The organism is Nocardioides marmoraquaticus, assembly GCF_054777915.1.
On record NZ_BAAHAA010000005.1, the window covers coordinates 89,024 to 103,199 of the forward strand.

The following is a 14,176-nucleotide window of genomic DNA, read 5'->3' on the forward strand; positions in this document are numbered from 1 at the left end:
GAGGAGTGTCGGTGAACCACCCGCTCGAGGGGCCCCGGTGGGGCCTCGCCGTCGTGCGCGGCACCTCGATGGAGCCCACGCTGCGCGACGGTGACCGCCTCCTGGTGCGGTACGTCGCCGTGCCCCGGCGCGGGCAGGTGGCCGTGGTCCGCTTCACCGACGGCGTGCTCGCCGTCAAGCGGCTCGAGCACCACGACGGCGACTCGCCCCGAGCGGGGTGGTGGGTCACCCGCGACAACCCCCGCGAGGGCCGCGACTCGTGGTCGGCGGGCACCGTCGACGTGGTGGGCGTCACACCCGTGCGGGTGTGGCCACGCCCACGCCGTCTGGGTCCGGGTGCTGTGCGACCATAGGCCCGGGTCACCACCCGACGCAGCGGCTCCGCCGGCCCCTTCCCTGCCCCCATCTCCGGGCACTCTCCGGGCACCTCGGCGTCGACGCCGCCACCAGCCCGCCTCGTCGACCCGTCCCCAGGAAGTGCTCCCATGGTTGTCTCCGACCGCACCACCGACACGTCTCGTCCCGCTCCCGACACCGCTCCGGACACCGCTCCGGGCACCGATCCTGTCGGCCCCCGCGAGGGCGACCCGGTCTTCGACCTGCACCGCGGCGGCAAGATGGAGATCGCCTCGGCGCCGCTCGACGGCCCGGAGGACCTGTCGCTCGCCTACACCCCGGGCGTCGCGCGGGTGTGCCAGGCGATCGCGGAGGACCCCGACGTCGCGCAGGACTACACCTGGACCCCCAACGTCGTCGCCGTCGTGACCGACGGCACCGCGGTGCTCGGCCTCGGCGACATCGGACCGCGTGCCGCGATGCCGGTGATGGAGGGCAAGGCGGTGCTGTTCAAGCAGTTCGCGGACGTCGACGCCGTGCCGATCTGCCTCGACACCACCGACGTCGACGAGATCGTCGAGACCGTGGTGCGCCTGGCCCCGAGCTTCGGCGGGGTCAACCTCGAGGACATCTCGGCACCGCGCTGCTTCGAGATCGAGGAGCGCCTCAAGCAGCGTCTCGACATCCCGGTCTTCCACGACGACCAGCACGGCACGGCCGTCGTGACGCTGGCCGCGCTCGAGAGCGCGATGCGGCTGACCGGCCGCCTCGCGGCGAGCACCCACGTCGTCGTGTCCGGCGCCGGCGCCGCCGGTGTCGCCGTCACCAAGATCCTGCTGGCCGCGGGCATCGGACGGGTCACCGTGACCGACCGGAAGGGCGTCATCCACCCCGACCGCGTCGACCTCAACGACTCCAAGCGCGCGCTCGCCGAGCTGACCGCGCCCGCGGTCGGCGGCACGCTCGCCGACGCGCTCGCAGGCGCCGACGCCTTCGTCGGCGTCTCGGGCGGCACCGTTCCCGAGGAGCTGGTCGCGACCATGGCGGCCGACTCGATGGTCTTCGGGCTGGCGAACCCCGACCCGGAGGTCCACCCCGACGTCGCCCACCGGCACGCCCGGGTGGTGGCGACCGGCCGCTCCGACTACCCCAACCAGATCAACAACGTGCTGGCCTTCCCCGGGATCTTCCGCGGGGCGTTCGACGTGCGGGCCTCGGCCATCACCGAGGGCATGAAGCTCGCGGCGGCCAAGGCACTGTCCGAGATCGTCGGCGACGAGCTGCGCGAGGACTACGTGATCCCGTCGCCCTTCGACCCCCGCGTCGCCCCCGCGGTCGCCGCCGCCGTCGCCCGGGCCGCCCGCGACGACGGGGTCGCCCGCCGCTGACGGGCAGCGCAGCCCGACGCCCACCAGCCGCGGGCCCGGCCAGGGCGCGGCAGCAGACCTGGGTACGGTCACGCCATGTTCGCCGTCTACGCCGAGTCCTTCTCCTCCGACGACCCGCTGTCCGGCCTCGTGGTCGGCGAGCGGCCCGAGCCCGGCCAGGAGGAGGCACTGCCCGACGGGTGGACGACCGTGACCGTCAAGGCGGCGTCGCTGAACCACCACGACCTGTGGTCGCTGCGCGGGGTGGGGCTGCGCGAGGAGGCGCTGCCGATGATCCTCGGCTGCGACGCCGCGGGCCTCGACGAGGACGGCAACGAGGTCGTGGTGCACGCGGTCGTCAACGACCCGACCTGGCGTGGCGACGACACCCTCGACCCGAAGCGCTCGCTGCTGAGCGAGCGTTACCAGGGCACCTTCGCCGACAAGGTCGCCGTGCCCCGCGGCAACGTCGTGCCCAAGCCCGCCTCGCTGTCCTTCGAGGAGGCCGCGTGCCTGCCCACGGCGTGGCTGACGGCCTACCGGATGCTGTTCACCCAGGGCGGCCTGAAGGCCGGTGACACCGTGCTCGTGCAGGGTGCCGGCGGGGGCGTGGCCACCGCCGCGATCGTGCTCGCCCGGGCCGGCGGCCTGCGGGTGCTGGCCACCAGCCGCGACGAGGGCAAGCGTCACAAGGCCCTCGAGCTCGGCGCCCACGAGGTCTTCGAGTCCGGTGCCCGGCTGCCCGTCAAGGTCGACGGGGTGATCGAGACCGTGGGCCGCGCGACCTGGTCGCACTCGATCCGCTCGCTGCGCCCCGGCGGCGTCCTCGTCACCAGCGGCACCACCAGCGGCCCGAAGCTCGACGACGCCGAGCTCACCCGCATCTTCTTCCTGCAGCTCCGGGTCGTCGGCTCCACCATGGGCACCCGCAGCGAGCTGGCCGGCCTCGTCACCCTGCTCGACGCGAGCGGGCAGCGCCCAGTCGTCGACCGGACCCTGCCGATGGACCAGGCCCGCGACGGCTTCGCCGCCATGGCCGAGGGCGACATCTTCGGCAAGATCGTCTTCACCCGATGAGGGTGCTCCTCACCGGTGCCGGCTCCGGCATCGGCGAGGTGCTCGCCGACCGGCTGCACGGCCGGGGCGACGACCTCGTGCTCGTCGCGCGCTCCGCCGAGCGCGCGTCCGAGCTGGCCGCGCGCTGGTCGGGCGCGGAGGTGGTGGTCGCCGACCTGGCCGACCCCGCCTCGCTCGCCGCACCGACCTGGCCCGAGCACCTCGACGGGGTGGTGCACGCGGCCGGGGTCGTCGACCTCGGCGCCGTCGCCGAGCTCGCACTCGAGGCCTGGCAGCAGCAGCTGACGGTCAACCTCGTGTCCGTCGCCGAGCTCACCCGCCACGTGCTGCCGGCCGTGCGGTCGGCACGGGGCACGGTCGTCATGGTCAACTCCGGCGCCGGCCTGCGCGCCAACCCCGGGTGGGCGGCGTACGCCGCCAGCAAGCACGGCCTGCGGGCCCTGGCCGACGCGCTGCGCGAGGAGGAGAAGGCCCACGGCGTCCGCGTCAGCAGCGTCTACCCCGGCCGCACCGCCACGCCGATGCAGGCCGAGGTGCACCGGCAGGAGGGCCAGGAGTACGACGCCTCGGCCTGGATCCAGCCCGGCACCGTGGCCGACGCCGTCCTCCACGTGCTCGACCTCCCGCGCGACGCCACCCTCACCGACGTCACCGTCCGCACCCCCTGACCCGAAACCGGGTGGCGGCGGGAGCCGACCCGGGGAAGGATCGGGGGCACCGATGAGTTCGGTCCCCGAGGCACGTCTGCCTCCCCGTGACCGTTGCACCCGAGCAGACCCGAGGAACGCCGATGCCCCCCGAGGCGAGCGCCGAGCAGGCGCGCGACTACACCGTGCTGCGCTGGCTCGTGGCCGCGACCTTCGTCGTCATCCTCAACGAGACGACGATGATCAACGCGCTGCCGCAGCTGATGGCCGACTTCTCCGTCGACGCCGGCGCCGCGCAGTGGCTGACCACCGTCTTCATGCTGACGATGGCCGTGGTGATCCCCACCACCGGCTTCCTGCTGCAGCGGCTGCGCACGCGCCAGGTCTTCGGCCTGGCGATGAGCACCTTCGTCGCCGGCACCCTGCTGGCCGCCGTGGCGCCGACCTTCGCGGTGCTGCTGGTGGCGCGCGTGGTGCAGGCCTCGGGCACGGCGGTGATGATCCCGCTGCTGATGACCACCCTGATGGCGATCGTCGCCGAGTCCGACCGCGGCCGGGTGATGGGCAACGTCACGCTGGCCATGTCGGTCGCGCCGGCGCTCGGCCCCACGGTCTCGGGCGTCGTGCTGCAGCAGCTGTCGTGGCGCTGGATCTTCGGCCTGGTGCTGCCGGTGGCGGTGCTGATCGCCGTCGGCGGGCTGCGTGGCCTGCGCGACGTGGGCGAGACCCGCGAGGGCTCGCTCGACCTGCTCAGCGTGGTGCTGGCCGCGGTCGGCTTCGGCGGCCTGGTCTTCGGGCTCGCCGAGCTGGGTGAGCACGCCGCGTCCGGCACGGCGTACGCCGCCGCGGGCGCCGGCGCGGTCGGCGTGGCGGCGTTCGTGCTGCGCCAGCGCCGGCTGCAGCGCAGCGGCGAGCCGCTGCTCGACCTGCGCACGCTGCGGGTGCCGACGTACGCCCTGGCGCTCGTCGCGATGTCGCTGGGGTTCATGGCGATGCTGAGCGCGATGATCCTGCTGCCGCTGCACCTGCAGGAGCAGCGGGGGCTCTCGCCGCTCGAGACCGGTCTGCTGGTGATGCCCGGTGGCCTGGCGATGGGCCTGCTCGGCCCGCGCGTCGGTCGTGCCTACGACCGCTTCGGCCCGCGACCGCTGGTGCTGCCCGGTGCCCTGATGCTGCTCGGCAGCACCACGGCGCTGGCGCTGCTGCTGCCGCACGTCGGCGTCGGCGCCGTGCTCGCGCTGCACGTCGTGCTCATGGTGAGCCTGGCGATGCTCTTCACGCCGCTGTTCACCCTGGGGCTGGGCGCGCTGCCGCCCCACCTGTACTCCCACGGCAGCTCCCTGCTCGGCACCCTGCAGCAGGTGGCCGGGGCCGTCGGCACGGCGCTCGCGGTCACCGTGATGAGCGTGCGCACGGGCTCGCTCGTCGGTGCCGGCGGCGACGCCGGCGCGGCCGCGGTCGAGGGCGTGCGCTGGGCGTTCGGCACCTCCGCGGTCGTCGGCGTGCTCACGGTGGTCGTCGTGCTCGCGCTGGTCGCGCGCACCGGTCGCGGGCCGGTCGTCACCACGCCGGTCGAGGAGCAGCAGACCAGCGCCGTGTGAGGGCTCGGCTCAGGCGGGCCGCGACTCCCACTGCAGGGCCCCGATGAGCAGCATGCGCAGCTGGGTGCGGGCACGGGCGGCCATCTCGTCCTCCTCGTCGGGGCGGGCCGGCAGCAGCGACTCCACGATGCCGACCATCAGCGTCACGATGAGGTTGGACAGCACGGCCACGTCGCCGTCGGACCAGTGCGGCGGCACCAGGGGGCGCAGGTCGGTGGCGAGCTCGCGCTCGACGAGGGCGATCTGGCTGTTGATGGCCTCCCGGACCGCGGGGGGCCCGGCGCGACGCTCGCGCATGATGAAGGCGAAGTGGTCGTGGTGCGAGCGGGTGTGGTTGAGCACCACGCTGACCGACTGGTCGATGATGTCGCGGAACTGCGGGTCGGTGCGACGTACGTCGCGCAGCATCGCGCGCAGCGACACGAAGGACTCCTCGACCAGGGTGAGGCCGAGGTCCTCGATCGAGTCGAAGTGGCGGTAGAAGGCGGTCGGCACGATGCCGACCTCCTTGGCCACCTGGCGCAGCGACAGTGCCACGAGGCTGCTGTCCTGGCAGAGCACCAGGGCGGCGTCGAGGATGGCCCGCCGGGTGCGCTCCTTGCGCTCGCCGCGGGTCTCCGGCCGCGCGTCCACGGACGCGTCGGTGCGGCTGGCCTGGGCGGGGGACATGTGCCGACCCTACGGCGGCGGGGGACGTCGATGCACTTCGCAACCGTCGAGGTGCACCGATCGCACCCGCTCGCGCAGCCCGTGGACGTCGTGCGGGTCGCCGTCGACGACCACGAGGTCGGCCCGCAGGCCCTCCTGGATCCGGCCCCGGTCGGCGGCCACGTCGAGCAGGTCGGCCGCCGAGCCGGTCGTGGCGTGCAGCGCCTCCATCGGGCTCAGCCCGGCCTCGACCATCAGCCCGAGCTCCTCGAGGTTGGTGCCGTGCGGGCCCACCCCGCAGTCGGTGCCCATCGCGATGCGGACCCCCGCCTCGTGCGCCCGGCGCACGCTGTCGACGTGGGCCCCCGCGACGTCGCGGGCCTTCGCCACGACGCTGGCGGGCAGGGGCAGACCGGCCTCGGCGGCGGTGATCACCGCCCGGGGTGCGTGCAGCGTCGGTACCAGCCAGGCGCCACGCTCGAGCATCATCTCGATGGCCTCCTCGTCGAGGTAGATCCCGTGCTCGATGGAGCGCACGCCGTTGCGCAGCGCGGTCTTGATGCCCTCGGCACCCTGGGCGTGCGCCATGACGTGGATGCCGGCCACCGTCGCCTCGGCGACCATCTCGGCGACCTCGTCGTCGCGGAAGTGCGGGTGCCGGGGGTCGTCGGTGGGGGAGAGCACCCCGCCGGTCGTCGCCACCTTGATGACGTCGGCCCCGGCCCGGACGAGCTCTCGGACGCGGCGGCGTACCTCGTGCGGGCCGTCGACCACGCCGTCGGGCCGACCGGGGTGGGGGACGAAGAACGGCGCGTGGCCGCCGCAGACGTGCCAGTCGTCGCCGTGCCCGCCGGTCTGGCTCAGCATGATGATCGAGATCTGGGTGCGCGGGCCGGGGATCATGCCGCGCTCGAGGGCGGTGCGGATGCCGAGGTCGGCGCCGCCCGCGTCGCGCACGCTCGTGATGCCGGTGCGCAGGGTCGTCGCGAGGTTGGCCGCTGCGGCGTAGAACTGCAGGCTGAAGGGCGTCTCGAGGATGCGGGCCTGGCTGGGGGCGTCGAGCGTGACGTGCACGTGGCAGTCGAAGAAGCCGGGCGAGACGTAGCCGCCCGTCACGTCGACGACCTCGTCGGCCTCCCAGGAGCGCGCGAGGTCGGGGCCGACCGCGACGACGCGTCCTGCCTCGACCGCGACGTCGCCCGGCGCCGGCGGCGCGGTCGTGCCGTCGAAGACCAGTCCGCCCGAGAACAGGGTCCGTGTCATCCCCCGACCCTAGTGTGACGGCGCTCGCGTGGGCGGCGTCACCCCGGCAGCGCCTTGACCTGCGCGGACGCCGCTTGGGATCGTTGGTGCACAGATGTACACCGAGTGTGAGGGAGGTCGCACCGACATGAGCATCACCCAGCGTGTGCTCCGGTCCCGCGTGCTCGAGGCACTCGCCTCGCCGCACACGGTCGACCGCTACCTGGAGCTGGTCAACCCCATGTGGGCCGCCAACGAGGTCCGCGCGACGGTCACGGAGGTGGTCCGCGAGACGTCGGGCGAGCACCCCGTCGCCACGCTCCGCCTGCAGCCCACCAACACCTGGCGCGGGCACCGCGCCGGCCAGCACGTGCAGGTCGGCGTCGAGGTCCCCGGCGCCCGACGCACCACCCGCGTCTTCTCCATCTCGTCCGCGGCCTCGGCCCCGGGCGAGGAGTTCACGATCACGGTGCGCTCGCACGCCGAGGGCCTCGTCAGCAAGTACCTCGTCGAGGAGGCCCAGCCGGGCCTCGTCGTGCACCTCTCGCAGGCGCAGGGCGACTTCACCCTGGTCGAGAGCCCGTCGACGCCCACCAACAACCACCTGCTCTACATCACCGGTGGCTCCGGCATCACGCCCGCGATGTCGCACCTGCGCACGCTGCTTCGCGACGGGTACGACGGCCACGCCGGCCGCAAGGTGACGTTCCTGCACTACGCCCGCTCGCCCGAGGACCAGATCTTCGCCGAGGAGCTGCAGCGGATCGCGTGGGCCGACAACCGCGTCACCGTCAAGCTGCACTACGGCGACGACGTCTTCAGCGAGCAGGCGCTGCGCAGGCTGGTGCCGGGCTACGCCGAGACCGACACCTGGGCCTGCGGCCCGGCCGGGATGATGGACCTGGTGCACGCGGCGTACGCCGAGAACCCGCGGCTGCGCTCGGAGTTCTTCAAGCTCTCCACGCGCCCCGCCGGCGGCTCCGGCACCGCCGAGGGCGAGGTCAGCTTCGCCGCGTCCGGCAAGGACGCCGCCAACACCGGCGCCACGCTGCTCGAGCAGGCCGAGGCGCTCGGCCTGAAGCCCGAGTTCGGCTGCCGCATGGGCATCTGCTTCTCCTGCGTCGCGACGAAGCAGGAGGGCACGGTCCGCAACGTCACCACCGGCGAGGAGTCCTCCTTGCCCGACGAGGAGATCCGCGTCTGCGTCTCCCAGCCCGTCGGCGACTGCGTCGTCGACCTCTGACCGATCCGTCCCCCCACGTTCACGAGCTCGAGAAGGAAGAAGGAGTTCTGATGAGCACCACCCAGACCGCACCCGTCACCTCGTCGGTGAAGGACCCGCTGAGCGGCAAGGTCCACCTCAGCCCCGAGCAGCTCAAGGCGTTCGGCGACGAGCTCGACGCCATCCGCCAGCGCGTCCTCAACGACCTGGGCGAGCACGACGCGGACTACATCCGCACCGTCCTGAAGCGCCAGCGCCAGCTGGAGGTCGCCGGCCGCGCGCTGATGTACCTGCCCCCGGCCTGGCCGCTCGCCGTCGGTGCCCTCGCCGTGTCGAAGATCCTCGACAACATGGAGGTCGGGCACAACGTCATGCACGGCCAGTACGACTGGATGGGCGACCCGGGCCTCAACTCCCGGATGTTCGAGTGGGACAACGTCTGCCCCAGCTCGCAGTGGAAGTACAGCCACAACTACATCCACCACACCTTCACCAACGTCCTGGGCAAGGACCGCGACATCGGCTACGGCATCCTGCGGATGGACGAGGACCAGAAGTGGCACCCCTACTACCTGGGGAACCCGGTCTACGCCTTCCTGCTGATGGTGTTCTTCGAGTGGGGCGTCGCCCTGCACGACCTCGAGGTCGAGAACATCGTCGCGGGCAAGCGCAAGATCGAGGAGAACGCCGCCCTGCACCGCGGCATCATGCGCAAGGTCAAGCGGCAGGCGCTCAAGGACTACGTGCTGTTCCCGGCGCTGACCGGTCCGCTCTTCCCGCTGACCCTCGCGGGGAACGCCGCGGCCAACCTGATCCGCAACGTGTGGGCCTTCAACATCATCTTCTGCGGCCACTTCCCGGCCGGCGCGGAGACCTTCACCCAGGAGGAGTGCCTCGACTCGGTCGGCCCCGACGGCAAGCCGGAGGAGTCGCGCGGCCACTGGTACTACCGCCAGGTGCTCGGCTCGGCCAACATCTCCGGCGGCCCGCTGTTCCACATCATGTCGGGCAACCTGTCGCACCAGATCGAGCACCACCTGTTCCCGGACCTGCCGGCCAAGCGCTACCCCGAGATCGCGCCGGAGATCCGCGAGATCTGCGACCGCTACGGGCTGGAGTACACGACCGGTCCGCTGCACAAGCAGCTGTGGAGCGTCGCGAAGAAGATCGGCCGCCTCGCCCTGCCGGACCGGAAGGGCTCCGTCGAGCCCAAGGCGCCCGCCGCTCCGCTCGACGAGCGCGTCGCCGCTTGAGACCGAGAGCACGTACCGGCACCGCACCCTCCTGGGCCACACTGGCCCAGGAGGGTGCACGCATCTACGCACGAGGAAGGACCGCGACGATGGGCGACGAGCTCACCCGCAACGAGATCCGCAAGGACGCCGTGCAGGACGGCGTCACCGCTGCGGCCAACACCGTCGGCACGGTGGCAACCATCCTGACCACCGCGGTCGGCGACGTCGCCCGCACGCTCGGCGGCTTCGCCACCGAGATCTTCGAGATCCGCGACTCCACCAAGCGCGCCCTGCGCGACCAGCCGGACGACTGACCCGTCCGCCCCCGGCCCTCCGGACGTCGAGGAGGCCGGCTCCCGCCGGTCGTGGACGGGTGGCAGGGCCCTTCGAGACGGTTGCGGCGCAACCTCCTCAGGGAGCAGGCGACGGGCTGAGCGACGTCGTCAGGGAGCAGGCGACGGGCTGAGCGACGTCGTCAGGGAGCAGGCGACGGGCTGCGCAACCTCCTCAGGGAGCAGACGACGGGCTGCGCAACCTCCTCAGGGAGCGGGCGACGGGCTGCGCAACCTCCTCAGGAAGCGGGCGACGGGCTGCGCAACCTCCTCAGGGAGCAGGCGACGGGGCAGGTGTCAGGCGAGGTCGTCGTCGGGGTCGTCGAGGCGGGCCAGCCAGGTGGCCAGCCGCTCGACGGCCGCCTCGTGCTCGGGGTGGACGTCGGTGAACTCCTGCAGCCGGTCGGCGAGCCACGAGATCGCGACGTCCTCCTCGCCGCGCCGGCGCAGCAGCTCCTCGATGCCGCGGTCGGTGAAGTACACCGCTCAGGCCGCCGTCGCGCTCAGTACTTCTGCTCGGCCTGCGCGCGCGGCTCGGCGAAGGCCTGGCCCAGGAGCTGCTTGTTCTCCTCGGCGTGGCGCTTGGCCTGGCCCACGGCCGGCGAGGTCGACGCCGGACGCGAGACCACGCGCACCGGGTGGTCGAGCGCGGGGAACATGTTGAGCCGCAGGTGCGGGGCGGGGCCCATGTTGACCGGCTCGTCCTGCACCCAGCGGACCTCCTTGAGGTTCGGGAAGCGCTTCAGCTCCTCCGCGACGTCCTCGGTCGGGCGCGGGTAGAGCTGCTCGAGCCGCACGATGGCGGTCGTCAGGTCGTCGCCCTGGCGCTTGGCCCGCTCGACCACGAGGTCCCACGTGATCCGGCCGCTGCACAGCAGCACCGTGTCGACCTTCGCGGGGTCGACGGCGCGGTCGCTGATCATCGGCTCGAAGGTGCCCGTGGTGAAGTCCTCGGGCTGCGAGGCCGCCTCCTTGCGGCGCAGCATCGACTTCGGCGTGAAGACGACCATCGGTCGGTGCCGCTGGCCGAGGGTGTGGCGGCGCAGCAGGTGGAAGTAGCTGGCCGGGCTCGACGGCTGCGCGACCACGAAGGCGTCGTCGGCCGCCATCGTCAGGAACCGCTCGATGCGGGCCGAGGAGTGGTCGGGGCCCTGGCCCTCGTAGCCGTGGGGGAGAAGCAGGACGACGCCCGACTGCTGGCCCCACTTGGTCTCGCCCGAGGTGATGAACTCGTCGATGACCGTCTGGGCGCCGTTGACGAAGTCGCCGAACTGCGCCTCCCACGCCACGAGGGCGTCGGGCCGGGCCACGGAGTAGCCGTACTCGAAGCCGAGGGCGGCGTACTCGGAGAGCAGCGAGTCGTAGACGTAGAACTTCGCCTGGTCCTCGCTGAGGTTGGACAGCGGCGTCCACTCCTGGGCGTTGTGGCGGTCGATGATGGTCGCGAAGCGGCTGGCGAAGGTGCCGCGGCGCGAGTCCTGGCCGGCCAGGCGCACGGTGCGGCCGTCCATCAGCAGCGAGCCGAAGGCGAGGATCTCGCCTGCGCCCCAGTCGATCGGCCCCTCCTTCATCGCCGCCGACCGGCGCTGCAGCTGCGGCAGCACCTTCGGGTGCACGGTGAAGCCCTCGGGTGCCGAGACGTAGGCGTCGGCGATGCGCTTGAGCACCTCGGCGGGGACCGCCGTGGTGTAGTCCTCGGCGCTCTTCTCGGGGTAGTCGGGCACGGTCGTCCAGCCCTTGGGCGCCGAGGTGGCCTCGCGGACCTCGGTGAAGACCCGTTCGAGCTGCTGCTGGTAGTCGCGCAGGACCTGCTCGGCCTCCTCGAGCGTGATGTCGCCGCGACCGATCAGCGACTCGGTGTAGAGCTTGCGCACCGAACGCTTCTGCTCGATGAGGTCGTACATCAGCGGCTGGGTGTACGACGGGTCGTCACCCTCGTTGTGACCGCGGCGGCGGTAGCACACCAGGTCGATGACGACGTCCTTGTTGAAGGCCTGGCGGTACTCGAAGGCCAGCCGCGCGACGCGGATGCACGCCTCGGGGTCGTCGGCGTTGACGTGGAAGATCGGGGCCTGGACCATCCGGGCGACGTCGGTGCAGTAGAGCGACGAGCGCGACGCAGCCGGGGAGGTGGTGAAGCCGACCTGGTTGTTGACGACGACGTGCACGGTGCCGCCGGTGCGGTAGCCGCGCAGCTGGGAGAGGTTGAGGGTCTCGGCGACCACGCCCTGGCCGGCGAACGCCGCGTCGCCGTGCACCAGCAGCGGCAGCACGGGGAAGACCTCGCCCTGGTTGAGCACGTCCTGCTTGGCGCGCACGACGCCCTCGAGGACCGGGTCGACCGCCTCGAGGTGCGAGGGGTTGGCGGCCACCGACACCTTGACGGTGTCGCCGTGGTCGGAGACGAACTCGCCCTCGGCGCCGAGGTGGTACTTCACGTCGCCCGAGCCCTGGACGGTGCGGGGGTCGATGTTGCCCTCGAACTCGCGGAAGATCTGGCTGTAGCTCTTGCCGACGATGTTGGCCAGCACGTTGAGCCGGCCGCGGTGGGCCATGCCGATGCTGACCTCGTCGAGGCCGGCCTCGGCGGCGGCCTCGCAGATCTCGTCGAGCAGCGCGACCGTGGTCTCCCCGCCCTCGAGGCTGAAGCGCTTCTGCCCGACGAACTTGGTCTGCAGGAAGGTCTCGAAGGCCTCGCCCTGGTTGAGCTTGAGCAGGATCCGCAGCTGCTCCTCGCGCGGGGGCTTGCGGTGGGGCTGCTCCACACGCTCCTGGATCCAGCGGCGCTGCTCGGGGTCCTGGATGTGCATGTACTCGATGCCGACGGTGCGGCAGTAGGAGTCGCGCAGGATGCCGAGGATCGAGCGCATCTTCATGAACCGGCGCTCGCCGCCGAAGGACCCGGTCGCGAACTCGCGGTCGAGGTCCCACAGGGTCAGTCCGTGGCTCTCGACCTCGAGGTCGGGGTGGCTGCGCTGCTTGTACTCGAGCGGGTCGGTGTCGGCCATCATGTGGCCGCGCACGCGGTAGGCGTGGATCAGCTCGAGGATGCGGGCCTGCTTGCTGATCTCGTCGTCGTGGTTGGCCGAGATGTCGTTGGACCAGCGGATCGGCTCGTAGGGGATGCGCAGCGCGCGGAAGATGTCGTCGTAGAAGTTGTCCTCGCCGAGCAGCAGCTGGTGGACCCGGCGCAGGAACTCGCCGCTCTGGGCCCCCTGGATGACCCGGTGGTCGTAGGTCGAGGTCAGCGTCATGACCTTGCTGATCGCGTTGCGCGTCAGCGTTTCCTCCGAGGCCCCCTGGAAGGCGGGCGGGTACTCCATCGAGCCGACGCCGATGATGGCGCCCTGGCCCTTCATCAGGCGGGGCACCGAGTGGTTGGTGCCGATGGTGCCGGGGTTGGTGAGGCTGATCGAGGTGCCCTGGAAGTCGGCCACGGTGAGCTTGCCGCCGCGCGCCTTGCGGACGAGCTCCTCGTAGGCGGTCCAGAACTGGGCGAAGTCCATCTGCTCGGCGCCCTTGATGCTCGGCACCAGCAGCTGGCGGGTGCCGTCGGGCTTCGGCAGGTCGATGGCCAGGCCGAGGTTGACGTGCGCCGGGGTGATGAGGTTGGGCTTGCCGTCGACGGTGTCGAAGCCGACGTTCATCTCCGGCATCGACTGCAGCGCCCTGACCAGGGCGAAGCCGATCAGGTGGGTGAACGACACCTTGCCGCCTCGAGCGCGGGCGAGGTGGTTGTTGATGACGATGCGGTTGTCCCACAGCAGCTTGACCGGCACCGAGCGCACGCTGGTGGCGGTCGGCACCGTGAGGCTGGCGTCCATGTTGGCCGCCGTGCGTGCGGGCGCGCCGCGCAGCACGGTGTACGTCGGCTCGGCCGGCTTCTCCGCGGCCTGGTCGCTCCCGTCCTCGGTGCCGTTCTTGGTGCCGTTCTTGGTGCCGTTCTTGGTGCCGGTCTTGTTGGCGGGCTTGGTGGCCTGCTTCTGGTTCGTCTTCTGCTCGGGCTCGGAGGCGCTCTGGGTCACGGTCTCGCTCTTCTTCGCAGCGGCGGGCTTGTCGGCGGGCTTCTCGGCGGGCTTCTCGGCGGGCTTCTCGGCGGGCTCGGCAGCAGGTCGCCCGGACGTCGGGGCGGCCTTCGCGGTCGGCTTCTCGTCCTGCGTGCCGGCCGGCTCCTGCGTGGCCCTCTCGGCGGTCGTCTCGGCGGTCTTCTCGGCGGCACCGTTGGTGCCCCCCGCAGCCTCGCCGGACCGGGCGTCGTCGCCCTGGTGGTCGAAGAAGTCCCACCACACCTTGTCGACGCTGTGCGGGTCCTTGCGGTAGCGCTCGTGCATCTCCTCCACGAGCCATTCGTTGGCTCCGAAACCGGAGGGTGCTGCCTTTTCCGAGGACTCGGGCACGGTGTGTTCCGCCTCTATTCCAGACCGTGGGTGTGTGACCTCTGGACAGGTTAGTCCCAGGCCACCCGCGCC

12 protein-coding genes are annotated in these 14,176 nt (G+C 71.9%); 8 read left to right on the forward strand and 4 right to left on the reverse strand.

Annotated elements, in window-relative coordinates:
• Positions 1–11 precede the first annotated feature (11 nt).
• The 5 genes from ACYU8I_RS05450 (at position 12) to ACYU8I_RS05470 (ending at position 5,028) form a co-directional block, all read left to right on the forward strand.
• Positions 12–353 carry a S24 family peptidase gene (locus ACYU8I_RS05450; RefSeq protein ID WP_460838290.1) on the forward strand — a complete coding sequence of 114 codons (342 nt, stop codon included), beginning with the start codon at positions 12–14 and terminating at the stop codon, positions 351–353.
• 132 nt (positions 354–485) lie between these two features.
• Positions 486–1,724 carry an NAD(P)-dependent malic enzyme gene (locus tag ACYU8I_RS05455; protein ID WP_460838293.1) on the forward strand — a complete coding sequence of 413 codons (1,239 nt, stop codon included), beginning with the start codon at positions 486–488 and terminating at the stop codon, positions 1,722–1,724.
• Positions 1,725–1,799: 75 nt separating this feature from the next.
• A complete protein-coding gene (locus tag ACYU8I_RS05460) occupies positions 1,800–2,780 on the forward strand; it encodes a zinc-binding dehydrogenase (protein WP_460838296.1) in 981 nt (326 codons plus the stop codon).
• Positions 2,777–3,448 (forward strand): SDR family oxidoreductase, encoded by a 672-nt coding sequence (locus tag ACYU8I_RS05465; protein WP_460838299.1) that lies wholly within the window; start codon positions 2,777–2,779, stop codon positions 3,446–3,448. The genes ACYU8I_RS05460 and ACYU8I_RS05465 overlap by 4 nt, the downstream gene beginning before the upstream one ends.
• Positions 3,449–3,570: 122 nt before the next feature.
• Positions 3,571–5,028, forward strand: a complete 1,458-nt coding sequence (locus ACYU8I_RS05470; RefSeq protein ID WP_460838301.1) for an MDR family MFS transporter — start codon at positions 3,571–3,573, stop codon at positions 5,026–5,028.
• A 9-nt stretch (positions 5,029–5,037) separates the two neighbouring features.
• Here ACYU8I_RS05470 and ACYU8I_RS05475 read toward each other — a convergent pair whose 3' ends face one another.
• Together ACYU8I_RS05475 and ACYU8I_RS05480 are read right to left on the reverse strand one after the other, a co-directional pair.
• A complete protein-coding gene (locus ACYU8I_RS05475; RefSeq protein WP_460838303.1) occupies positions 5,038–5,697 on the reverse strand; it encodes a TetR family transcriptional regulator in 660 nt (219 codons plus the stop codon).
• Between the two features lie 9 nt (positions 5,698–5,706).
• Positions 5,707–6,939 (reverse strand): metal-dependent hydrolase family protein, encoded by a 1,233-nt coding sequence (locus tag ACYU8I_RS05480; RefSeq protein ID WP_460838306.1) that lies wholly within the window; start codon positions 6,937–6,939, stop codon positions 5,707–5,709.
• Positions 6,940–7,066: 127 nt separating this feature from the next.
• On the opposite strand from ACYU8I_RS05480, the gene ACYU8I_RS05485 reads away from it, so the two are divergent.
• The 3 genes from ACYU8I_RS05485 (at position 7,067) to ACYU8I_RS05495 (ending at position 9,689) form a co-directional block, all read left to right on the forward strand.
• Entirely contained in the window at positions 7,067–8,161 is a 1,095-nt protein-coding gene (locus tag ACYU8I_RS05485) for a ferredoxin reductase (protein WP_460838307.1), read from the forward strand.
• Between the two features lie 50 nt (positions 8,162–8,211).
• Complete coding sequence (locus ACYU8I_RS05490; protein WP_460838309.1) at positions 8,212–9,393, forward strand: fatty acid desaturase family protein; 1,182 nt, start codon at positions 8,212–8,214, stop codon at positions 9,391–9,393.
• A gap of 89 nt (positions 9,394–9,482) precedes the next feature.
• The gene (locus ACYU8I_RS05495) at positions 9,483–9,689 is read left to right on the forward strand and encodes a hypothetical protein (RefSeq protein WP_460838311.1); all 207 of its coding nucleotides are present in this window, start codon (positions 9,483–9,485) and stop codon (positions 9,687–9,689) included.
• Positions 9,690–10,004: 315 nt separating this feature from the next.
• Here the strand turns inward: ACYU8I_RS05495 and ACYU8I_RS05500 are convergent, their stop codons facing one another.
• Entirely contained in the window at positions 10,005–10,190 is a 186-nt protein-coding gene (locus ACYU8I_RS05500; protein ID WP_460838313.1) for a DUF6104 family protein, read from the reverse strand.
• A 20-nt stretch (positions 10,191–10,210) separates the two neighbouring features.
• Entirely contained in the window at positions 10,211–14,104 is a 3,894-nt protein-coding gene (locus ACYU8I_RS05505; RefSeq protein ID WP_460838316.1) for a multifunctional oxoglutarate decarboxylase/oxoglutarate dehydrogenase thiamine pyrophosphate-binding subunit/dihydrolipoyllysine-residue succinyltransferase subunit, read from the reverse strand.
• Positions 14,105–14,176 lie beyond the last annotated feature (72 nt).

Excerpts from the sequence above, each read along its gene's own strand:
- ACYU8I_RS05455 (WP_460838293.1), top strand. The coding sequence starts at position 486 with ATGGTTGTCTCCGACCGCACCACCGACACGTCTCGTCCCGCTCCCGAC.
- ACYU8I_RS05460 (WP_460838296.1), top strand. The coding sequence starts at position 1,800 with ATGTTCGCCGTCTACGCCGAGTCCTTCTCCTCCGACGACCCGCTGTCC.
- ACYU8I_RS05465 (WP_460838299.1), top strand. The coding sequence starts at position 2,777 with ATGAGGGTGCTCCTCACCGGTGCCGGCTCCGGCATCGGCGAGGTGCTC.
- ACYU8I_RS05470 (WP_460838301.1), top strand. The coding sequence starts at position 3,571 with ATGCCCCCCGAGGCGAGCGCCGAGCAGGCGCGCGACTACACCGTGCTG.
- ACYU8I_RS05475 (WP_460838303.1), bottom strand. The coding sequence starts at position 5,697 with ATGTCCCCCGCCCAGGCCAGCCGCACCGACGCGTCCGTGGACGCGCGG.
- ACYU8I_RS05480 (WP_460838306.1), bottom strand. The coding sequence starts at position 6,939 with ATGACACGGACCCTGTTCTCGGGCGGACTGGTCTTCGACGGCACGACC.
- ACYU8I_RS05485 (WP_460838307.1), top strand. The coding sequence starts at position 7,067 with ATGAGCATCACCCAGCGTGTGCTCCGGTCCCGCGTGCTCGAGGCACTC.
- ACYU8I_RS05490 (WP_460838309.1), top strand. The coding sequence starts at position 8,212 with ATGAGCACCACCCAGACCGCACCCGTCACCTCGTCGGTGAAGGACCCG.
- ACYU8I_RS05495 (WP_460838311.1), top strand. The coding sequence starts at position 9,483 with ATGGGCGACGAGCTCACCCGCAACGAGATCCGCAAGGACGCCGTGCAG.